General features: G+C 54.9%; 19 protein-coding genes. 11 read left to right on the top strand and 8 right to left on the bottom strand.

Going from position 1 to position 21,192, the window contains the following annotated elements; all coding sequences use genetic code 11:
• Positions 1-3 precede the first annotated feature (3 nt).
• The 9 genes from JIN87_RS14100 to JIN87_RS14060 are packed head-to-tail and all read left to right on the top strand — an operon-like array spanning position 4 to position 10,924.
• The gene (locus tag JIN87_RS14100) at positions 4-2,121 is read left to right on the top strand and encodes a PEGA domain-containing protein (protein ID WP_234033417.1); all 2,118 of its coding nucleotides are present in this window, start codon (positions 4-6) and stop codon (positions 2,119-2,121) included.
• The gene (locus JIN87_RS14095) at positions 2,118-2,387 is read left to right on the top strand and encodes a hypothetical protein (RefSeq protein WP_200356219.1); all 270 of its coding nucleotides are present in this window, start codon (positions 2,118-2,120) and stop codon (positions 2,385-2,387) included. The genes JIN87_RS14100 and JIN87_RS14095 overlap by 4 nt, the downstream gene beginning before the upstream one ends.
• Positions 2,387-4,579, top strand: a complete 2,193-nt coding sequence (locus JIN87_RS14090) for a hypothetical protein (protein WP_200356218.1) — start codon at positions 2,387-2,389, stop codon at positions 4,577-4,579. Before JIN87_RS14095 ends, JIN87_RS14090 begins: the two co-directional genes overlap by 1 nt.
• Positions 4,580-4,604: 25 nt before the next feature.
• A complete protein-coding gene (locus JIN87_RS14085; protein ID WP_200356217.1) occupies positions 4,605-5,600 on the top strand; it encodes a carboxypeptidase-like regulatory domain-containing protein in 996 nt (331 codons plus the stop codon).
• A gap of 5 nt (positions 5,601-5,605) precedes the next feature.
• Positions 5,606-6,448 (top strand): MotA/TolQ/ExbB proton channel family protein, encoded by an 843-nt coding sequence (locus JIN87_RS14080; RefSeq protein ID WP_200356216.1) that lies wholly within the window; start codon positions 5,606-5,608, stop codon positions 6,446-6,448.
• A gap of 8 nt (positions 6,449-6,456) precedes the next feature.
• Positions 6,457-7,941, top strand: a complete 1,485-nt coding sequence (locus JIN87_RS14075) for a hypothetical protein (protein WP_200356215.1) — start codon at positions 6,457-6,459, stop codon at positions 7,939-7,941.
• 27 nt (positions 7,942-7,968) lie between these two features.
• Entirely contained in the window at positions 7,969-9,084 is a 1,116-nt protein-coding gene (locus JIN87_RS14070; RefSeq protein WP_200356214.1) for a vWA domain-containing protein, read from the top strand.
• 9 nt (positions 9,085-9,093) lie between these two features.
• Entirely contained in the window at positions 9,094-10,203 is a 1,110-nt protein-coding gene (locus JIN87_RS14065; RefSeq protein ID WP_200356213.1) for a hypothetical protein, read from the top strand.
• 19 nt (positions 10,204-10,222) lie between these two features.
• On the top strand, positions 10,223-10,924 hold the full coding sequence (locus JIN87_RS14060; RefSeq protein WP_200356212.1) for a TlpA family protein disulfide reductase: 702 nt from the start codon (positions 10,223-10,225) through the stop codon (positions 10,922-10,924).
• 44 nt (positions 10,925-10,968) lie between these two features.
• Here the strand turns inward: JIN87_RS14060 and JIN87_RS14055 are convergent, their stop codons facing one another.
• The 7 genes from JIN87_RS14055 to pyrF form a co-directional block, all read right to left on the bottom strand.
• On the bottom strand, positions 10,969-11,256 hold the full coding sequence (locus JIN87_RS14055; protein WP_200356211.1) for a hypothetical protein: 288 nt from the start codon (positions 11,254-11,256) through the stop codon (positions 10,969-10,971).
• Positions 11,257-11,559: 303 nt separating this feature from the next.
• Positions 11,560-12,627, bottom strand: a complete 1,068-nt coding sequence (locus JIN87_RS14050) for an ABC transporter permease (protein ID WP_200356210.1) — start codon at positions 12,625-12,627, stop codon at positions 11,560-11,562.
• A 42-nt stretch (positions 12,628-12,669) separates the two neighbouring features.
• Positions 12,670-13,587, bottom strand: a complete 918-nt coding sequence (locus JIN87_RS14045) for an ABC transporter permease (RefSeq protein WP_200356209.1) — start codon at positions 13,585-13,587, stop codon at positions 12,670-12,672.
• Positions 13,588-13,704: 117 nt separating this feature from the next.
• The gene (locus tag JIN87_RS14040; RefSeq protein WP_200356208.1) at positions 13,705-15,336 is read right to left on the bottom strand and encodes a peptide ABC transporter substrate-binding protein; all 1,632 of its coding nucleotides are present in this window, start codon (positions 15,334-15,336) and stop codon (positions 13,705-13,707) included.
• A gap of 16 nt (positions 15,337-15,352) precedes the next feature.
• Positions 15,353-15,838: a 2-C-methyl-D-erythritol 2,4-cyclodiphosphate synthase gene (ispF, locus tag JIN87_RS14035; RefSeq protein ID WP_200356207.1), complete on the bottom strand. Its 486-nt coding sequence runs from the start codon at positions 15,836-15,838 to the stop codon at positions 15,353-15,355.
• 34 nt (positions 15,839-15,872) lie between these two features.
• Positions 15,873-16,571 carry a 2-C-methyl-D-erythritol 4-phosphate cytidylyltransferase gene (gene ispD, locus JIN87_RS14030; protein ID WP_200356206.1) on the bottom strand — a complete coding sequence of 233 codons (699 nt, stop codon included), beginning with the start codon at positions 16,569-16,571 and terminating at the stop codon, positions 15,873-15,875.
• A 30-nt stretch (positions 16,572-16,601) separates the two neighbouring features.
• On the bottom strand, positions 16,602-17,318 hold the full coding sequence (gene pyrF / locus JIN87_RS14025) for an orotidine-5'-phosphate decarboxylase (RefSeq protein ID WP_200356205.1): 717 nt from the start codon (positions 17,316-17,318) through the stop codon (positions 16,602-16,604).
• A gap of 22 nt (positions 17,319-17,340) precedes the next feature.
• Between pyrF and ispE the strand changes: the two genes are divergently transcribed.
• A complete protein-coding gene (gene ispE, locus JIN87_RS14020) occupies positions 17,341-18,228 on the top strand; it encodes a 4-(cytidine 5'-diphospho)-2-C-methyl-D-erythritol kinase (protein ID WP_200356204.1) in 888 nt (295 codons plus the stop codon).
• A gap of 104 nt (positions 18,229-18,332) precedes the next feature.
• Positions 18,333-20,102 (top strand): phosphoenolpyruvate--protein phosphotransferase, encoded by a 1,770-nt coding sequence (gene ptsP / locus JIN87_RS14015; protein ID WP_200356203.1) that lies wholly within the window; start codon positions 18,333-18,335, stop codon positions 20,100-20,102.
• Between the two features lie 35 nt (positions 20,103-20,137).
• On the opposite strand, the gene JIN87_RS14010 is transcribed toward ptsP, so the two are convergent.
• A complete protein-coding gene (locus JIN87_RS14010; protein ID WP_200356202.1) occupies positions 20,138-21,073 on the bottom strand; it encodes an ArsR/SmtB family transcription factor in 936 nt (311 codons plus the stop codon).
• Positions 21,074-21,192: the final 119 nt, after the last annotated feature.

Genomic DNA, 21,192 nt, shown 5'->3' with positions numbered 1-21,192 from the left:
GGTATGGAAAAGAGAGGATTAGGAAGTCGCCGAGGGGCGGCGATGAAACTCGCGATTGTCGCGATCCTTTTCGGAGGAGTTGTAGTGGCTGGGATTGTCGGGTTCCGCATGCTGATGCTGACGCCGGTTTTGTTCCAGTTCGAGATTGGGCCAGAGAACGCCGAGTATCAGCTGAGGATCAACGAGACCGATGCGGTTTCAGGGCAGGGCCCCATGACGCTCGAGCTGGCCGAAGGTGTTAATCGCGTCGAAGTTGTAGCTCCAGGGTTTGAGAAGTACGTTCGAGAGTTTGAAGTCAGCTCCGAGGGCGAGAAGAGCTTGGAAATAACGCTTCGTCCGTTGCCCGGTTATTTGATGGTAGAGACTGTTGATGTTGAAAGTGGCGCGGCTTTGGAGGGGATTGTTGTTAATATTGACGGGAAGGAAATCGGAGCGACTCCGCTTCGTTCGCATCGGATCGACCCCGGAGTCTACACGATCACGCTTGGGAATACGGGGAGTTATGTGGGGGTGCGTTCCGAGACGGAGGTTACCGTCAAGGGTGGAGGCGCGGATCAGGAACTGAAGTTGGAGATGATTCGAAACGCTGCCGATATCACCTTCCGTGTGGAACCCAGAGGCGCGAACATCAGCGACCTGAATCGCGGCGGACGCTCCCTCGGTGTGGTGGCGACGGGGGAGAAAACGATCAGTTTCGATTTGGAGCAGAATCCAATACCGCGGATCCGTTTCGAGTTGGAGAACTACCAGCCTTACGCGTGGAGTGCTCCTTTGGTGCCCGGGCAGACGAGAACCTTTGACATAAAGTTGAGTCCTAAGCCGGCGGTGTTGCATTTTACCAGTGAGCCGAGTGGGGCGAACATTTACATCGACGGACAGCTTTTAGGAAAGACGCCGATCCGAGGGATTGAGATAGAACCGCAGAAGGACGTGTCGGTCGTTGTATCGAAGAGTGGATACGAGGATAAGTCTCGAATTATGGGAGGGATGATGCCGAATCAGTCCCGCTCGATTAATGTGACGCTTGTCTCGAAAATGGGTGAACTGAAGATTACCAGCGACATCGAGGCTGCAGTGATGGTTGATGGCGAGTTCGTGGGGTTCACTCCCGTTCAAGGTGAGTATCTTGCTGGGACGCGTAGTGTGGTTTTGAAGGCAGCAGGGCAGGGCGAAAAGCAGTTTACTGTCGAGCTTGGGGCGGGAAATACGTATCCGCTTCATCATGACTTCGTGAAAACACCGGCACAGGCGGTGGTCGAGAAGGAACGGGAGGTGCGGTTGCCGCCGAAGCTGGAGTTGGTGGATGGATTGGAGTTCATTCTGATCGAACCTGGGACCTTTCCGTTTGGCGAGCCCGGCAACACGAAGGAGGTAACCATCTCTAACGCTTTTTACGTCAGTACGACTGAAGTTCCGAGTTTCGTATTCGAGTCGATCACTGGTATTCGTCGGGGAGAGCTCGACAAGCAGGGATTTAATTTGAACAAGAGCGACTACCCTGCGGTGCGGGTTAGCTGGAATGACGCTGCCTTCTTTTGTAACGAACTTAACAAAGCGCTCGGTTTTGGAGAGGTCTACCGTCAGGTGGGATCGAATTACACGACAACCGAGGAAGCTTTTTCGAGAGGCGTGCGTTTGCAGACTGAAGCGGAATATGAATACCTGATGCGGATCGACGATCGAGGATCGCCTCGCTCATTTGCCTGGGGGGACGAATGGCCACCTCCAAAGTTCACCGATAATTTTGCGGACAAGACCGGGAAGCGATATGAAGTCGAGTATCCTATTTCGGGATACGATGATGGAAATGCGTTTTCCGCTCAAGTCGCCTCATTCAGATCGCACCCTGACGGCGTTTACAACTTGTCCGGCAATGTGCGTGAGTGGTGTCACGATGGATACGAGCGATCCTTTTGGCGCTATGCCGGTTCTGAAGATCCGTCAAACTTTGCGGAAGTGGAGATGCGGGTTGTTAAAGGAGGAAGCTACATGACCGGGCTAAAGAAGGAGCTGATGGTTTCCTACCGGCAGGGAGAGCCTAAGGATGCGAAGGAGGATGATCTCGGCTTTCGGGTAGTCCTGCCTTCGCAAGCATACATTAACCTGGTGAAATCGAAATGAAGAGGCGACTGACAGCTCGATTGATACTTGCGGCGTTGACTGCCTTTGCGGCTGCTTCGCCTCATTCGTTGTTTTCTCAAGCGACGTCCAACTCGCCCTCCCCAGCTCCGCAGGTCGCGCCGAATACGGCCGGCAAGTCGCAGGTGAAAGTGGACAAGGCTGCTCGAAGAGCGGCTGCGAGGAAAAAGGAGGCGGAGATAAAGAAGCAAGGCGCTCCGGCTCGTCATCCTTACAAACGCTCGGTCGAGATGCCATCTGATATTTGATGATGCAAAATCCTGCAAAATGGGCTTTTCTCTGCGTTCTGCTTTGGCAGGTCGCTCCAATCTGTCTTGCTCAGTCGGGTCCGTACAGAATTGAAGATAGAGAGCTGGAAGGAACGCAAGGCAGCGGAGACGGGCAAGAGGCGGCAAAGCCGAGCAACTCTGATCAGCAATCAGGAACGGGAGCTCCTTCCCAAGCGGCATCGTCTTCCCAAAAGAAGAAGTCTCAGGAAAGTCTAGCTGCCAGAAAAATAGAGGCGGAAGCAAAGGCGCTCGAGGCTTCTCTTGATAAGCTGGGACGAACTTCGGCTGAAGCAAAGTCCGAGCCGGAGAATTCAGCCAAGGCGGCAGCTGCGAGCGAAGCGGCGGAAGAGGTGTTGGAGCAGGCGCAGAAACCGGGGGGCGGAGCGCCTTCTGAAGAGCCGAAGACCCTGGAGGAGAAGCAAGAGGCGGCCTCGGCCGGGGCTCAGGCTGCGATGGAGCAGAAACTCGAGCAGTTGAGCGAGATGGTTGATGGCGCCTTGGGAGAGCAGAAGGAAGGGGAACTCACTGATAAACAGAAACGCCAGCTCGAAGAGACAGCTGGTGGAATTGAGAAGCTGAAGGAAGAGCTGCAGGCAGGCGAAGGGAAGCCGCAGGATCCCAAGACGCTTGCGGAACATGCGGAAACGCTCAGTGAGTTGGCCAAGGCGAGTTCGGAAGGGCTCGAGCGAAAGGATGCCGCCGAAAAGGCGGAAGAGGTCGAGAGCGAGCTGTCTTCATTGGAGAGCGGGCTAAGCGAATTGCAAAAGGCCATGGAGCAGAAGCAAAGTGGGGCGGCTGGGGCGGAAAAGAAGCTCGAGCAAGCCTCTCAGGAACTCCAGGAGCAGGCGGACGCAATGAAGGGGGAACCACAGAGCCAGTCGGATCCGAACCAGCCCGCGGAGGCTCAAGCTAAGGAGGCTGCGAAATCGGCATCGGAAGCGATTGAAAAGCAGTTGGAAGCCTTGGAGAAGGCGATCGACGAAGGGGCGGGAGAGGCTGAGGCGCAGGATCCAAAGACTCAGGAGACTTTGAAGCAGATTCGAGAGGACGTTTCTGAACTGAAGTCAGAAGTCTCGAAAGAGAGTGAGTCGGGAGAGGATATTGAGAAACTGCAAAAGCAGGCGGAAGAAGCGAAGAGCTTGGCGGATAAAGCTCAGAAGGCGATGACCGGGCAGCAACTCCCGGAGGAGCAGGCACCTGACAAGAAGCCGTCCTCGCAGCAAGAGTCGGAGATGTCGGAGCTCGCTGAAAGCTTGCAGGAAATGGAAAGTTCTCAAAGTCCGCTCATGCAGGAGCGTATGGCCCAAAAAGCGATGCAGAAGGCGAGCGAGATGATGGACAAGCCGATGCCTAAGAATTTCGATCAGCAATCGACCGAGCAGCAAAAGCAGCAGGCAGCCGAGGCAACCTCGGAAGCGGTGCAACAGTCCATGCAAAAGCTCGAGTCGGAAATGCAGCAGCAGCAGGCGAGCATGAAGCAGCAAGCTGAGACCTTGAAGGAAATGCAGCAATCTCCCGAATTCAGCGAGATGGCGAAACAGGCGAATGAGACGCTGCAAGAGCAATCGCAGAAGATGGAAGAGCTTTCAGAGCAGGCTCAGGAGTTGCAGCAACAGATGTCTCAGACGCCAGCGAGCGCCGAGAATTTGTCGGAAATGGCGAAGCAAGCCGAGCAGGCCAGCGAAATTTCTGAGCAGGCGGAGCAAGCCCAGCAGCAAGTCCAGCAAGAGATGTCGCAGATGTCGCAGCAGATGGCTCAGCAAGCGCAGGAGCAGCTTGAGCAGATGGAGCAAAATCTGGCGGAGCAGGCTCAGGAAATAGAGAGTCGCCCCAACCCCACTTCTCAGGCGAAGGAGCAGAATGCCGAGCTGCGCGAGAAGGTGGAGCAAATGAAGCAGGAAGCGGCGGGGATGCAGCCTTCGTCGTCGAGTCTCAGCCAGGTGGCGCAGCATGCTCAAAAGGTGAGCCAGTTGGCCTTGCAGGTTCCCAACATGAGTTCGGCTCGTTTGAAGTCGGCGACTGTTTATCAGATCGAGGGAGAGAAAGCCAAAACGACGTCTCGGTCAGAAGTTTACCAAGGGAAGAAACGTGTGGATTTGGAGCGGTCTGATTCGGAGTTGCTGAACGAAGCTCCGAAAGGCGTGAAGGGCGAAGAGGTTGAGGAGTGGTAGGAGAATGGCTTTTTTGAGAACTGTAGTGAAATTGGAAATACGAACGGTCGCGGTAATTGGGTTAGCGTGTTTCGCTCTCCAGGGGTGGGCGGCTGTGGCTCAAGAGGATGTTGATTACAGTGTGCTGGCTAAGCGATTGAGTCTTGCGGAGACTGCGAGCGATGGAGCTTGGATGGAGGCGGCCGTTACGATCAGCGATACGCCGGAAGGTGCGAAGAGTTGGCGCGTCGGCGATATCGACAATTTCGGTCAGACGTGGCGAATTGCTCACAATCCTCTTAGTGGTGAGATCGCCTCGCGACTTAAAAAAAGAGATATTCCCGAAGAGGCAAAAGCCTCGTTGCCAAAGGGTGTGGACGAAGAGTCCTATATCCTAGGTCTATCCGTCAATGGGACGGAAGGTGAAGAGGTGACGGATACGGTTTTCAATCGGACCTTGGCTGAGTCTAGTCCGTCGAGCTTGGAGGCGGAGGTCTTTCTGGAAGGGCGTTCCGAAGGTGCTCAATCGTATACGCTGCAATTTTACCTTGTCACCTCGGGGCAACGTTCGGGGAGCAACGATTGGAAGGTCGCGTTGAATGGTAAGAGTCAGCCCGAACTTGGTCGTTTGATAAGTCTGACCGAAATGAAGCCACGGCAAGGTTACCTGTTTTCGTATCAGTTTTATAGTGACGTTCTTGATGCTGATGATTTGAGCTTAGGCGTTCGTATCGGATTGGGGGATACTGGATCGCAGACAGAGTTTGCCGTAGATTTTCTCAAAGTAATCGAGGACTGCGATACGCCCGACTTTGCAGGGACGGTCCATGGTATTGTTCGCTCTAGCGGTAGTGGTCGCCCTCTGCCGGACGTTCTGGTGAGTTGCCAAGGGAGTGAGACTCGAACCGGAAAGGATGGCACCTTTCGATTTGACGCGCGGCCAGCTGGACAAGCTTACGTGTGCATCGATGGGAGTTTGGAAAATTTCAAAACGATCAGATTGGCCGACGGTGAAACTTTAAAAACGTACTTCGCAAAATAACATCAATGACAGCAAAATCCTCTAGTAACAACGCCCGGAAGAAGTTCCCGCTTTCTTTCGAAAACTTCTTAACTTTGTTTGCGTTTATCGCCGCGTACGGATTTGTGGCGGCGGTCTACCAGTTTATCGTCAATCCGCGAGTCGAGCTGTTTTATGCAAAGGACAGCAGTCCAGGGGCAACCTCGATTTGGGTAGTGCTGGATGGATACGAGCAGCAGCTCACTCTCGTGCTCTTCCTTTTGTCGCTCTCGATCCTGCTCTATAAATACCTGCTCGTGTTTCGGGAGCGTCATATGTTGACGATTGATGTTATCGACTTGCCGAAGGGCCGTATCATACCGCGTGAAGAGGCGAGCGAGTTTGCTCTTGAGATGGAGGAGAATCTACCGGCTGACATGCCACGCCCTTTGTCGATGGCGTTGCCGAGTTTCAGGAATTCGCTGGTCGTTCGGGCGTTTCGCAGAGGATTGAACCGTTTTAACGAAGATCAAAGCGCGAAGGCCGAAGAGGTCTCGCACACGATTAGTACGGTGTGCGAGAGCGAACTCAGCAAGCTGGAGTCGGAGTTGGCCATGGTGAACTACATTGCGTGGGCGATCCCGTCTGTAGGGTTTATCGGAACGGTACGTGGTATTGGAGCAGCTCTCGCGAAGGCCGACTTAGTTGGGCAAGAGGGAGGTATGAGTCAGGTGACGGCGGCTCTTGGCTTGGCGTTTAATTCGACCTTGGTCTCTCTCCTGGTCAGCATGGTCCTGATGTTCTTCATCTATATCCTGAAGCGCATGCAGGAAGGCTTTGTGATGGAGTCCGAGGAATACTGTCAGGAACGCCTGCTTAGCCATATCTAAGGCTCGGAATGAAGTACTTAGGAATCGACCTTAGCGATGCTGATGTGTCGCTGACTTTATGGGATCGTGCGGCAGGGCAAGCTACTCAATACGGGAATTGCCCGATCGCCACTGCCGTTAAACGACGAAAGCAGGTGGCTGGTGAGGCTGCATTCGAGCTCTTGGCCAGTACGCCTAATTCTGTGTGTGTCCCTGTCCTAGCAGGGAGACCGACCGAGACGATTGAAGAGGGACGGGGAATCGTTGGGACGAGAGCAGAGCAACTCGTTTTTTTCTTGGAGAATTTGTTAAAGGAGGAGCGATTAGCTCTGGCGGAGATCTCGGCTGTTGGAATTTCTGTCGACGCCAGTCTGGATGAGGCTTGGCTTGAGGTAATTGCTGGCGTTTTTCAGAAATCGGGCGTTGAGAACGTCAGCTTCTTCTCGCGAGCTGCATTGGTTGCAGGCACGGCTTTGCGGGGTTCGGGGGATGCGAGTCAAAGTGTATCCGTTTTTCTAAACGATTTTTCTAGAGTCTCTTCTTCTTCTCGTTTTGAGAGGGATGGAGAGATGGTCGTTCCCTCTGGCGATGTGCAGGAGCGATCGCTGGATCTTGTATCCAAATATCCTGATTTTCTTAAGAGTGTCTTGTCGCACATCCGAGAGCAGTTTCGTTTGGATCTCCGTCGTGCAGATCCGGAAGCTATGCTCGCTCTATTCAAAGGGCTGTCGCAATCGCTCTTAAATCCCGATCAATCCTTCTCCGTTGGAGATTATGTTCCGGATGTGGAGGAGGAGCGATTCGATCTCGCTTCAATCCTTCGTCAGTCAGATCTCGGTAGCGAACTTCAACGCGGGTACGAATTGCTGGAGAAGCAAGCTACTACTGTGGTTTGCTCTGGTCTGAATGGCGCCGTTTCTATGCTGGCAAATGAAACAGACGGGGGACGGACTTACGTTTCGGGGAAGGACGTTTCCGAAGTTGCGGCCTACGCCATTTCGTGGGTGATCGATGAGGCTGTTTCAGGTGATGATATTATGAATACGGTATCTCTTGTGGCATTGGAACCTCGGCCAGAGCCTGCTCGTGCAGAGAGTGAGCCTGAAGTGGTCGCTGAACCCAAGTCGGTAGCTAATCCGAAAAAGGTGGTCAGTCCTAAATCGGAAGCTAAGGAGGTTTTTTCATCCGACTCTCGTTGGTTTGCACCGGCGACTCCGGAGAAGCTATTGTTTCAAGGTTGGCTTTTCGATTTTAGGGAGAAGGAGTTGCTTGTCAGCTCAGGTACGCGTTCCTCGAACGGGGGGCTGGTTGTAGGAACCGAGTATGTCGATTTTGAAGGTGAGTTGCTGCGCTTGGCCAATCGTTCGGGAAGAGCTTTCCTAACGCCTTTGACCAATCGTCTGCGGTTTTTGAGGAACTCGAAACGAGTAGAGTCAGAGGTGGAGGTGTTTGTCGGTGATATCATAGAGATCGAGAGTACGAACGTGTTGATGATGCTCTCTCGGGATTCGTGATGAAATTGAGGATACGTTAATCGATTAATGAAAGTTAGAAAAAAGGCTGAAAACGATATCTTCGGACTTTCCTTCATGGACTGCATTTGCTGCGGTTTTGGAGCGGTGATCCTAATGTTTATTTTGACCACTGGTGAGAACTCCAAAGAGGCTAGCGAGACGAAAGACAAGCTGACTGTCGCGATCCAGGGGACGAAGAATAAGCTCAAGAGCGAAGAGGAGTCTTTGGCTAAGATTGAAGCGGAGATTGCTTCGCTTGAAGGAGAGCTAGGAGAGATTCTCTCGGCTCTCGAGAATGCTGATAAAAAGAAGATCGAGGCAGAGGAGGAACTGACCGCTGCCATCGAAACTCAAAGCAAGCAGTCAAAAGAGTTGCAGGAGCTCATGAAGAAAGAGCAAGGCCTGGCGAAGGAGATTGCGGCGATCAAGCAAGAGATCGCTAGCGCTTCCGATGGGGAGACAGGCTCTACTGGGAAGGCGGTATCGCCATTCCAAGGAGATGGACGGCGGCACTACTTGACCGGTATGAAGGTTGACGGGGAGCGCGTCGCGATCCTAGTCGACACGTCTTCGAGTATGGTCAGCGAGACGGTTAGCGGGGTCGCCCAGTTTTATGGTGTGACGGATCCTAACAAATTGGCATCGAGAAAGTGGACCCGAATTTTGGATACTGTAGACTGGTTGATGGCGACCAATGAGTCGAAGTACTACCAAGTGGTAACCTACAACCAAAGCGCTCAGTACCTTCTGCCAAAGTCGGCTGGCGACTGGCTGCCGACCAATGATCCGCCGATTGCGAAGGAGGTTTCAGATGCGATGTGGAATACGTTGCCCAATGGTGGATCTAACCTGGAGGATGCTCTCGAGTTGGTATCAAGCCTGTCTCCCAAACCTGATAACGTATTTGTTATCACCGACAGCCTGCCGACTCACTCGGGTTTGATTACCGGGGCCACAGTGAATGAGGTGGAGAGGGTGAAGCATTTTCAAAACGCTTACCGTGTCGCGTTAAAGAATAGTTATCCGATGAATGTGATTTTGTTTCCGCTCGATGGGGACTTCAATGCGCCGGGTTTGTATTGGAAACTTGCGGACGCGACCCAGGGGTCGCTTTTTACTCCTTCTCCCAATTGGCCGAATTAAGTTTAGAAGATGAAAGCAAGAGCTAAGAAACCTCTTAATATCTTCAGTCTCTCTTTTATGGACTGTATTTGCTGCGGCTTTGGTGCGGTGATTCTTCTGTTTGTTCTCAATCGAGGTACCACGGTGGGAGCGATGGGGCAGATCTATGAGACTAGCCAGGAGGAGGAAGACGCAATGCACGAGATGCGAGCGGAGATCATGGTCAATACTCTGAAAGCGAAGGTGAAACGTGACTTGTTGAAGCAAGAGATCACGAAGACTCAGAAGAAGTTGCAGTCCGTAGATCAGGAAGTAGCGACTTTGTACAATAGCGTTTCGGAGGTGGTTAATCGAGTTCCCGACCTCTCGCAAGCGGCGACCTCAGTGGAGGGGTTGAGCAACCAGTTGCACGAAGCGAAGCAGGAGCTGGAAAAAAAGCGTAATACGCCTCAGCCATGGAATGCCGATCTTGTGGGAGGAATTCCGGCTGACAGTGAATATGTGATCTTTATCATCGATACCTCTGGGAGCATGACGGACAGGAAGTTCCGAATGTTGGATACGATTAAGGACAAGCTTCGGGACGTACTTGCCATGTATCCAGAAGCGAAAGGATTTCAGATCCTCAGTTCTGATGGAGCCTACATGCTTGATAAGGCGATGGCTTCGAGTCGCGTACAGGCATTCAATTCGCAATCGATTTTAAGTATGCTGACAGGGGGAGGACCGAGTATTCCGCCTGTGCGGGGAGGGAGTGCGCAAGCGGGGCGCTGGGTAAAGCCTGACCGGCAAGGACGGCAGCTCATCTTCGATGCCTTTGTTGAATACGTGAGAATGGGAGTTCCCTGCCAGAGTAGTCCTCGTCGTGGCTTGGAGGAAGCGTTCCAGTCTTACTCAGGCGGCAAGGAGGAGATCTCTATTTTCGTCTTCGGCGATGACTGGGGAGATAATTTGGACCGCATGGTTCAATTGACTCAACAGAAGAATGCGAACGGGCAATTCCGGATACACGGGGTTGGTTTCCCTTCGATTCTAAAGCGAAATAGCAATACGGACAGCGATGGGGCATTTAAGTTTGCGAATGCCTTGAGATGGCTTTCCAGCGAAAATGGAGGAGCCTTCATCGGTATTTCAAGATAGGGACGAGCTCTCGGTAAACATGGATCAGACAACGCACGACAAGGACTGGGGATTTTCGCAAGGCTATCAGGTTTCGTTCCGGCGCCTGCGTGCTCTTCACAAGGAGGTGTTGACTGAGGAGCAGCTGAGCCCGGGAAAAAGCAAGAGGAGTACGAGCGGCTCTGGCTTAGGCTTGGGGCGGTGGATTGTTTTTCTGGCACTCGTTACCCTCGTCTCTGGAGGGGGCTATTTTGCGTATACCCATTTCTTGGGAGGATCCAGAGGTGGGGATGTTCGACCGTCTCTACCAGCTTTCGAGGCAAACCTGTTGGACCTCGATGGAGGTTCGGGGACACGCTTCTATTCGTCGACTCTGGTCGGCAAGACGGTTACAGTGTTCTTCTGGCAGGAAGATGACCAATCGGCTGACTGGCTTCGAGCGTTGAGGGGACTTTCTGAGAGTGGTCCGTTTGCCACGGCGAATTCGGTCGTAGTGTGCTCCTTTGTCGGGAGCGACCGAAATCGCGGGATCGATCTGGCTCGGCGGTATGGATCCGATAAGCTTGTTTTTCTCGACGAGAGTGGCGTTTCGGAAAGCGGGGGCGGAGCTGGAGCTTGGAATGCTCTCGGCCAGACGGAGGCTCCGGCTCTCTACTTGTACGACGCTTTCGGGCGACTCGTTGCCGAAGAGATTGCCCCTGAGCAACTGGAGATGGCGTTGGCAGGCGGGAATCTTGATTAGACGAGCTCTGGTAAGCCAGATTCGTCCAATGCTAGAGAGAGGATCTACTTTTCCTCTTGGTTGAAGTACTGGGCGTGGAGACGGCGTGTCGTGTTTACGGTGGACTTGATCTGGTTGATCGCGTCGAGCAGCTCGTCCTGATCCGCCTTGATACGGTTGAGCGTTGGTTGCTCAGTTGGCTGGTGGATGCTGCGCTCTCCAAACTCGTTACGGAGCTTGAGCTTTGTTCTGAGCTTGAGGCCTTTCTTGAACGTTGGCTTCCCCCAGTTGGCAGTGGGAGAGACTACCTCTGGCGTTGGAATGTGATCGGTACTGTTTAATGCGGTTTCCATTAGCTGTTCTTGATGTTGCCTTAACTGTGCTAAAAAAACGTAAAGAACGGAACCTTAAAACAGCTTCTAGCCCTCCTAACACCTTGTCAGGCAGAGTCCTAGGTAACGTTCTTGCGGAAAGGGCTTAGGCTTTTGAAGGCTCGATGAGTGATGCTGCTCAGTGAGGCATGGGCGCTAGGGCTTGTTTCCGCGTACGGCAGATTTTTCCGGCGTTGTGATGTTCGCGTTTTGTGAACTCGATTTAGCGCTCGTTTACATTCGCTTTACATTTTGGAGGCCGAAACCGCCGTTTTTTGGTTTCGGCTAGTCCTTGTCGGACTTCACGTCGAGTGCGTCTCTCAGGCCGTCGCCGAGGAAATTCATGGCGAAGAGAGTGGCGGAGAAGAAGAGGGAAGGGGCGATGAGCTGCCATGGGGCTGAGCGCATGGACTCTTGCCCCTCTTTAATGAGGGTGCCCCAACTCGCCATATTGGCCTGCATGCCGAGCCCGAGAAAGCTGAGGGTAGACTCGAGCAGCATAACGGCGGGAATCAGGAGGGTTGAATAAACGATGACGGGGCCGAGTAGGTTGGGGGCGAGGTGTTTCGTAAGGATAGAGAAGGTCTTAACTCCGGTGGCGCGAGCGGCGGCGACAAAGTCTTGTTCCTTCAGGTGGAGGACTTGTCCTCGGACGATACGGGCCATGGTGAGCCATTCGACGGCACCGATCGCTATGAAGACGAGCAGGATCTTAAAGCGGAATCCGTCGAAGAGGATCATCAGCAGGATGACGAAAATGAGAAAGGGGAGAGCGTAGAGAATATCGACGACGCGCATCATGAGAGCGTCGACCCTGCCTCCGAAATAACCGGAGATGAGGCCGTAGTTAACGCCGATGACGAGTGCGGTGAGGGTCGCGAGGAAGGCGACTCCGAGGGAAATGCGTCCTCCGCGCATGATGCGGGCGAGGATGTCGCGTCCTTTGGAGTCCGTGCCGAGCAGATGGAACCGGGACAGGGTGCGAAAGTGGATGTCTCCGAGGACGAGGGTACCGGATTGTGCGAGAGCGGCTAAATCAGCTTCGGGATTTTTTGCGTAGACTTCGACGAAGTCGTCGAGGGTGGTCGTCTCGTCTGGGGTGGCTTTCTCGGCGTCGTAGCGAACTTCAACGAGCTGGACGTTGGCGAAGGGGAGCTGGCTATCGAGGGCGAGGACTTGTGAGTCTGGATTGAGCCGGTAGACGAAGGGGCCGAGGTAGCAGAGAGCCGAGATAAAGACGAAGAATCCGAGTCCGAAGAGAGCCAGCCGGTTGTCGAGGAGTCGCTGGAAGGCGTCAGCCCATAGGGAGCGTGGGGCTTCGGGATCGACGGAGATGTTTGGCGATAGTCGCATGTCAAGTAGCAGGTGTTGAAGTGTGAGTAGTGAGCGGGGCGACTACTTGTAGCGAAGTTTGGGGTTGAGGAGGACTTGCAGGACGTCGACGGCGAGGTTCGCCAGCATGATGAGCGAGGCGTAGAAGAGCACGGTGGAGAGGATGAGCGAGTGGTCGCGATTGACGGCGGCGAGTACGAAGTGGCGACCGAGTCCGGGAACTTGAAAGATGGTTTCCACCACGAAGGACCCGGTTACCAGTCCGGCGAGGGCTGGGCCGAGGAAGGAGATGACGGGTAGTATGCCGCCGCGTAGGGCGTGGACAACTACCGCTCGAAATTCGCTCGCCCCTTTGGCTCGGGCGGTCCGCACGAAGTCGGAGCTTAGAATTTCTAGCATACCGCCGCGGGTGAGGCGGGCGATGTAGGCGGCGTAGTAGAGGCCGAGGGTGAGGGAGGGCAACATCCGGTCGATCGGACCGGCCCAGCCGGCTACGCTAGTCCATCGTAGGTAGATACCAAATACGAGGGCGAGAACGGGGCCGACAACGAAGGTCGGGAGGCAGATGCCGGTCATGGCGAGCGACATGGGGGTGTAGTCGAGCCAGCTATTTTGGCGTGATGCGGCAACGACTCCAGCTGGAATGCCGAGCATGAGGGCGATGAACATGGCCCAGAGTCCGAGCTCAAGGGATACGGGGAATGATTCGGAGATGATGTCCGCGGCGGTGAGACCGATGTGGGAGGTAAGTGGGGGTAGGTCGAGTTTGACGTGCTGAACGAGGGTGTTGACGAATTGGACTGGGAGCGGCTCGTTGTATCCGTAGTACTCCATTTGCCGCTCGATGATGTGAGGGGCGACCTTGCGTTCGTCGGAGAAGGGACCGCCCGGGGCGAGGCGGATCATAAAGAACGTGATCGTATAGATCGCCAGGAGGACGGGGATGGCTTGACCGAGGCGTTTGAGGATGAAGGTGAGCATGGTTTGTCGCCCACGAAGGGCACTTAGTGTCACGAAGGGATTCTTGGGATTCTGAATCGGAGGATGAAGGTGGTGATTGGGGGATCCTGCAATGGTGACGCGGGCTAAAGCACCGCGCTACGGGGTCTTCTCTAGGCGGAGGTGCTTGTAGTTTCGGTTGTCGGTGAGTTTTGGATACCACCCTTTGACGGCGGGGTCGATGCGGTAATTGCGGGCGTAGTGGTAGATGGGGATGATGGGAAGTTCGTCCATGAGGAGGGCTTCGGCTTCGGCGAGCATGGAGAGGCGTTTTTGTGGGTCGGACTCTTGCATCGAGTCTGTTACGAGCCGGTCGTAGGTGGGGTTTGACCAGCCGGTGTTGTTGTTGCCGTCGCCTGTGCGGAACATAGTGAGAAAGGTGTCGGGGTAGACGTAGTCGCCGATCCAGGCAGCGCGCGCGACATCGTAGTCGAGGTTTATCACTGTCTCGAGGTAGGTCTTCCACTCTTGGTTGCGCAGTTCTACTTGGATGCCGAGGATGTTGAGCCACATCTGCTGTACGGCTTCGGCGATCTGCTTGTGTTGCTCGGAGGAGTTGAAGAGCAGCACGCTGGTAGGGAAGCCCTCTCCGTTGGGGTAGCCTGCTTCGGCTAGGAGTTGGCGGGCTTTCTTGGGATTGAAGTCGGCGGTTTGGGGTGGCTCGTACCCTTCGATGCCGTTGGGGGTGATGCTTCGTGAGGCGAAGTGGGCGCCTTTGAGAATTCGTTTGGTGATGGCTCTGCGGTTTATGGCGAGGGAGAGGGCTTGGCGTACGCGTTTGTCCGCCATGTGGGGTTCTGTGGTGTTGATTCGGTAGAAGTAAGAGCCGATCCAAGGTTCGACACGGAGATGCGGGTCGCCCTCTTTTTGGTAGATCGGGTACATGTGGGTGGGAATGGTGTTTTGGTAGTGGAGGCTCCCGGCGTTGTACATCTGGTCTTCCGTATTGATGTCGTCAATGGGGAGGAAGTGTACCTCTTGGATGGATACTTTTTCGGCGTCCCAGTAGGTCGGGCTTTTTTCGACTTTGATGATTTTGCTGATGACCCATTCCTTGAGTCGGTAGGGGCCATTGCCGACGTAGTTGTCTCGGGTCCAGGTGGAGTCGGGTTTCGTCATGCCGCCTGCTGCTTCGACTGTGGGGGGGTGGACGGGATGCCAGGAGTGGTGCTTTATGAGTCCGAGAAAGTAGGGGGTGGGACCTTCGAGCGTGATTTCGAGGGTATGGTCGTCGAGCGCCTTGGCACCAACTTGAGAGAAGTCGCTAAGGGTGCCTTCGTTGAACTGTCTGGCGTTTTTGAGGAGGTAGAGGAGTTGCGCGTATTTGGCTCCGAGATCCGGGTGGAGCATGCGCTCGTAGCCGTAGAGGAAGTCGTGAGCTGTGACGGGGTCGCCGTTGGACCAACGGGCGTTTTTGCGGAGGTTGAAGGTCCAGATGGTGTTGTCGACGTGTGTCCAGGATTCGGCTACGCCTGGTTCGGCGATGTTGTCGTTGCTGGGGTGGTAGGTGACGAGCCCCTCGATCAAGGTGGTGATGATGCGGTTGCCGTTGTTGGCGGTATTGATGTGGGGATCGAGACTGGGTGGCTCGCTTGAGTTTCCGAAGAGGAAAATGCTGTTGGCTGCGGCTTCGTCGCGTATGGCGGTGCCTTCTTCGTGATTGGAGCAGGCGGTTAGCAGCAAGACTGCTAGTGTGGCGAATGGGAAGTAGTGGGCGGTGAGGTTTCGCATGGTATGCGTTGAACGACTACTTTTTGAAGATAAGGGCGGAGGCGTGGGCGGCGATGCCTTCGGCTCGGCCGAGGGAGCCGATCTTTTCGTTGGTGGTCGCTTTGATGCCGATCTGGTCGGTGGTGATTCCAGCTGAGTCTGCGAGGCGAGCTTTCATGGGCTCGAGCTTGGGGTAGACTTTGGGTTTCTCGGCGATCATGGCGGTGTCGATATTGACGATTTCCCAGCCTTTTTCGCGGAGCGTTTTGGCGACTTCTTTGAGGAGCTCTTGAGAGTCGATGCCTTTGTACTTGGGATCTGTATTGGGAAAGTAGTGACCGATGTCCGGAAGACCGGCGGCTCCGAGGAGGGCGTCGCAAATGGCGTGGGTAAGGACGTCGGCGTCGGAATGCCCTTGCAGGCCGTAGGGAGTGTCGAAGGTGACTCCGCCGAGCACCATGGGGCGTCCGTCTTCGAACGGGTGGATGTCGTAGCCTTGGCCGATGCGGATGGGGGGGAGCATGGGTGGTGGATTATGATTAGGAGGAAGATTATGATTAAGATTGTAGGAGGTACTCGAGGTAGGGGAGGTCGGAGGGGGTGGTGAGCTTGGGGTTGGGGCGGGTGTTGTCGATGAAGGCGACGGGTTGGTCGATGTCTTCGATCGCGGAAAGGTCGTCGGTGATGGGGGTGCCTGACTCTATTATGTTTTTGTAGGCGTCTAGAATGATCGGGTACTGGAAGGTTTGTGGGGTTTCCATGGCCCAGAGTTTGGAGCGGTCTACGGTAGTAGGGAGGTAGGCTCCGTCGTAGGTGTCGGCAGATTTGATGGTGTCGGCGACGGGGCGGGCGAGGCAGGCGGCTCCGAACTCAGAGGCTTTCGCTATCGACTCTCGAATGGCTGCGGGGGTGACGCATGGGCGGGCGCAGTCGTGAATGAGGACGATTTGAGTTTCGCTGGGAGCAGCTTGCAGGCCGGCGTAGACGGAGTCTTGTCGTTGGGCTCCGCCGGTGGTGAAGGAGAGGGATATTTGCCTATTGGGGACGATGGACGCGATCTTTTCGAGTTCTGATCGTTGTTCGGCGTCGCGAGTGACGATGACGAGGTGCTGTACTTGGTCGCTGGATACGAAGGCTTCGATGGAATGGGCGATGACGGGCTTGCCGGCAAGGGGGGCGAGGATCTTGTCCTCGACCTTGCCTTGCATTCGGTTGCCGGAGCCTCCGGCGAGGAGGATGGCGGTGGCGATCGTCATGGTTGATGCGGCTGGCCCGGCGGTCCAGCCCTACCCTTTTAGTTCGGCGTTGATGGCGGCGACGGCGGCGGCGGGATCTTCTGCTCCGTATATGGGGCGGCCGACGACGATGTAGTTGGAGCCGACTTCTCGTGCTTGGGCGGGAGTCATGATGCGTTTTTGGTCGCCGGCTGCGGAACCGGCTGGGCGAACCCCGGGAGTGATGAGCTTGAAGTGGTCGCCGTGGGCTTCGCGGATGGTTTTGACTTCGTGGGTGGAGCAGACGAGGCCGGTCATGCCGGCGTCTTTGGCGAGGCTAGCGAGATGGGCGACGCGGTCGGCGGGCGTTTGTTGGATGCCGAGCAGGTCGAGGGAGGTCTGGTCCATGGAGGTGAGGACGGTTACTCCGAGGAGCTGTAGCTCTGGATTGACGGATTGTTGGGCTTTGATGGCCCATTCCATCATCTCTTTGCCTCCACAGGTGTGGATGGTGAGCATCTGGATTGGCAGCTGGCCGACTGACTCGATGGCTTTGGCGACGGTGTTGGGGATGTCGTGCAGCTTGAGGTCGAGGAATACGTTTTTGCCGAGATCGGCGATTTGGCGGACGTAGTCGGGGCCGTATTTGGTGAACATCTGCAGGCCGATTTTGGCCCATTTGAGCTCAGGGCCGGCTTTGGCGAGTAGGGCGAGGGCGTCCTCGCGGTCTTCGATGTCCAAGGCGAGAATGAGCTCGCAGGTATTTTTGCTTTGAAGCGTATCGGTCATACAGGTTTTGGTTTGGGCGACTATGGGGCAAATCGAGGTTTTCAGTCCAGCAAAGATCAACTTGTTTCTGTCGGTGCTCGGCAGGATGGAGAATGGGTTCCATGAGCTTGTGAGCTTGGTGGGGCAGGTGGACTTCGGCGATACGCTGAGGATCGAGGTGGAAGAGGCGAGCGCTGCGTCGGTGGAGCTGCGCTGCAGCGACGAGAGTTTGCCGACGGATCGGAGCAATTTGGCCTACGCGGCGGCGGAGGGATTTCTGTTGCGAAGCGGCTTGAACTGGCGGGTGAGGATCGAATTGGAGAAACGGATACCGCATGGGGCGGGGTTGGGCGGCGGGAGCAGCAATGCGTCTGCTGTATTGCGAGGCCTGTCGGAATTGGCGGAGGATGCGGGGGCTTTGGGGCTTTCGCGGGGGGAGCGCTTGGAGCTCGCGGCGGAGTTGGGATCGGACTGCCCTTTGTTTTTGGAGAAACGGCCTGTTGTCATGAGAGGGCGCGGGGAGCTGCTCTCCGCGGTGGATCGGAGTTTGGCGGGAGTGGAGATCGTGTTGTTCAAGCCGAGTTTCTCGATCAATACGGGTTGGGCTTACGGGAGCCTGATCAAGCGTGGCGATTGTTACGATGAAAGCGCCTGGGCGGAGGAGCGCCTGGCGGCGTGGCGTGACGGAGGGATGTCGACGGGTGAGCTGCTTCACAATAGCTTTGAGAAGGCGGCGTTTTCCAAATACGTGGCGTTTGATGCGCTCTTCGGGAAATTGAGAGAGAAAAAAGTAGCCTCTCTAATGTCTGGAAGTGGAAGCTGTTGTTTTTCCTTGGTGCGCTCGGATTCGGAGGCAAATGAGGTGGAGGGCTTGGTAGGAGAGTGCTGGGGCGAGCGGGCCTTTGTGCAGCGAGCCCGGGTTTTGGGATGAAGAATTTGCCCTATCCGATATTTCCTCTTGAGGCTTAGGCGTTTCCAGTTTGCTATGTCGCAGTTGCCCGCGAATACCCCTCTTGGCAGGCAACTTGTTGCTGCATGGAAAATAATGAAAGATCTGAACAGGTATTGTCGGGCATCGCTGCGTCACCAGGGATAGCAACTGGTCAGATTTACTTGCTTGCGGAGCGCGAGATCAAGGTTCCCAAGTACGCGATTTCCACTTCGAAGATGGCTGACGAGGAGATCCGTTTCGACAATGCGATCGTCGAGACCCGTCAGCAGATTCAGAATATACAGGATGAGATCCGCAACTCGATCGGCGAGGACGAGGCTCGGATTTTCGATGCCCACCTGCTGGTTCTAGAAGATCAGGCGTTGATCGGTGAGACGATTCGCGAAATGCAGACACATGGCTGCAATATTGAGAACGCTGTTTGGAGAGTGGGGACTCGTTATATTGAGGCGTTTGACCAGATCGACGACGAGTACTTGCGTGAGCGCGCGAGCGATATTCGCGACGTAATGCGTCGTTTGTTGTCCAATTTGACGGGCCAGCAGCTCGAGCATTTGGGCGAAATCGTGAAGAACCGTATTTTGGTGGCGAACGATGTTACGCCGTCTGACTCGGCATCGATGGACCAATCAGGTTTGCTAGCGATTGTTACGGATGCGGGCAGCAAGACCAGTCACGCGGTAATTGTGGCTCGGTCCATGGGAATCCCGGCGGTGGTAGGGCTTTCGGACGTCTCCGCTCGGGTCCATTCGGATTCTGTGGTTTTGGTTGATGGCTACGATGGGAAGGTGATCATCAATCCGAGCGAAGCGACGTTGTTCAAGTACGGTAAGCTCAAGGATGAGAAGCTTTCTTTAGAAAAGCGGATGATCGAGCTGGCCAAGGATGCCTCTTCGCGTACGCGAGATGGCGTGCCTGTAGATTTGCTGGCTAATATCGAGCGTGGCGATGAAGCGGAAAAAGCTCTCGAGTTGGGGGCGGATGGCGTGGGCTTGTTCCGCTCCGAGTATCTTTTTATGAATGCTGGCAGGCTGCCTTCGGAGGAGGAGCAGTTCGACGCTTTTAAATTGGCCGTCGAGAAAATGGAAGGCCGGCCTGTAACGATCCGCACTTTGGATTTGGGCGGAGACAAGGTTATGGATTCTACGGACATGCCGATGTATCGGGAGTCCAATCCATTTCTTGGATACAGAGCGATCCGTTTTTGTCTCGATCACGAAAAACTTTTCTTGGAGCAGTTGAGAGCGATCTTGCGGGCGAGCTCCTTTGGTAAGGCTCGAATCATGTATCCAATGATTAGTGGCGCCTTGGAGCTAAGTCGCTCTAATGAAATGTTGGAAAAGGCGAAGCAGGAGCTTCGCGATGCGGGAGTAGCCTTCGACGAAGAGATAGAGGCGGGAGCGATGATCGAAATCCCGAGCGCTGCGGTTGCAGCGGATACTCTACTGGAAGGCTCATCGTTTTTCAGTGTCGGAACCAACGATCTGATCCAGTATTTGCTGGCTGTTGACCGGCTCAATGACCGAGTTGCTCACCTCTACGAACCGACACACCCAGCGGTGGTGCGTACGCTAAAGATGATCATCGATGCAGCGAAGTCCGGCAACATCGGAGTCAGTATTTGCGGTGAAGTTGCGGGAGATCCAGTGATGGTGCCGCTTCTTATTGGTCTCGGGGTACAGCAGCTGAGCATGTCTCCTTCCTTACTGCCAAACGTGAAGTACGTGGTGCAGAATATGGATATGACCGAGGCTCAAGACATCGCCCAGATGGCCCTTGAAACAACTGATGGATCGCTGATCTTGGAACGTCTGCTCGACTTTTATACGTCGAAGATGGACGAGTTGTATTAGGACCTCTCGGGGCTTAGGTGCCAGGAACGTTTTCTTTACGCGGGACGTAGTCCGCTGGCCAATACGGTTTCGAACTGAGGTTCTTGTTCTTCCTGAGCAACAACGGTGACCTCTACGCTTTCGAAACCGGCGTCTTTAAGCCAGTGGTGGAGTTTGTTTTCAGAGAAGCCTAACCAACGGTCGGCATAGAGCTCATGGGCTTTCTCGAAGGTGTGTTCTTTGAGGTCGAGGATTACGAGGCGACCTCCCGGTTTTAGGAGGCGGAAGGCTTCCGCGATCGCTTTTTCCGGATGGAGAGCATGGTGCAAGGCTTGGCTGAGTAGAGCAAGGTGCACGCACTGGTCGGGGAGGGATGTTTCCTCGATATCGCCGTGTATGTACTCTAGGTTTTCGAGATTGTTCCGTTTCGCGAGGTCGGTGCCGACTTCGACCATGCGGGTTGAGCTATCGACACAGTAGACGTGTTCAGCTCGGCGGGCGAGTAGCTGGGAAATCAGACCTTCGCCTGCTCCAAGGTCGGCGACCCGAATATTGGGCACGAGGTAGAGTAGGAAGTGGCCGATGCCCTCCCAGGAGCGGCCGGGGCAGTAGTTTTTGCCTAGGCGTCCCGCGATGAGGTTGAAATATTCTTCTGCTTGTCGGCGGCGTTTGGCGATGACGCGGTTTAGATTGTCGTTGTCCTCCTGGATTTCAGGGGAGTCGCCGGCTGCATGGAGAGCTGCTTGCAGGAGTTGGGCTTCAGGCTCTGGGATCGACGGGGAGATGGAGTAGAAGGACTTTTTGCCTTCTCGGCGGTCGGCGACGAGTTCGGATTGGCGAAGGACAGAGAGTTGCGAGGAGATGCGCGACTGGGCCATGCCGAGAGCGTCTTGGAGCTCGGCAACTGAGAGCTCGTCTTTGACAAGCAGGTTCAGAATGCGAAGGCGTGTCGGGTCGGCGAGGGTTTTAAGTATGTCCCAGGCGGGTTTCATGGAGGAAGAGTGAAGGGGCTAAATTAAAAAGTGAAAGGTAAATGTTGTGAGAGAGGGCTTTGCATCGAAGCGAAGCTCCACAAGGAAGATTTCGTTGCGCAGTTTCATGTCGAACGTTC

Source organism: Pelagicoccus mobilis, assembly GCF_016595505.1.
Taxonomy (GTDB): Bacteria; Verrucomicrobiota; Verrucomicrobiia; order Opitutales; family Opitutaceae; genus Pelagicoccus; species Pelagicoccus mobilis.
This window is presented reverse-complemented; position numbering and strand designations above follow the sequence as displayed.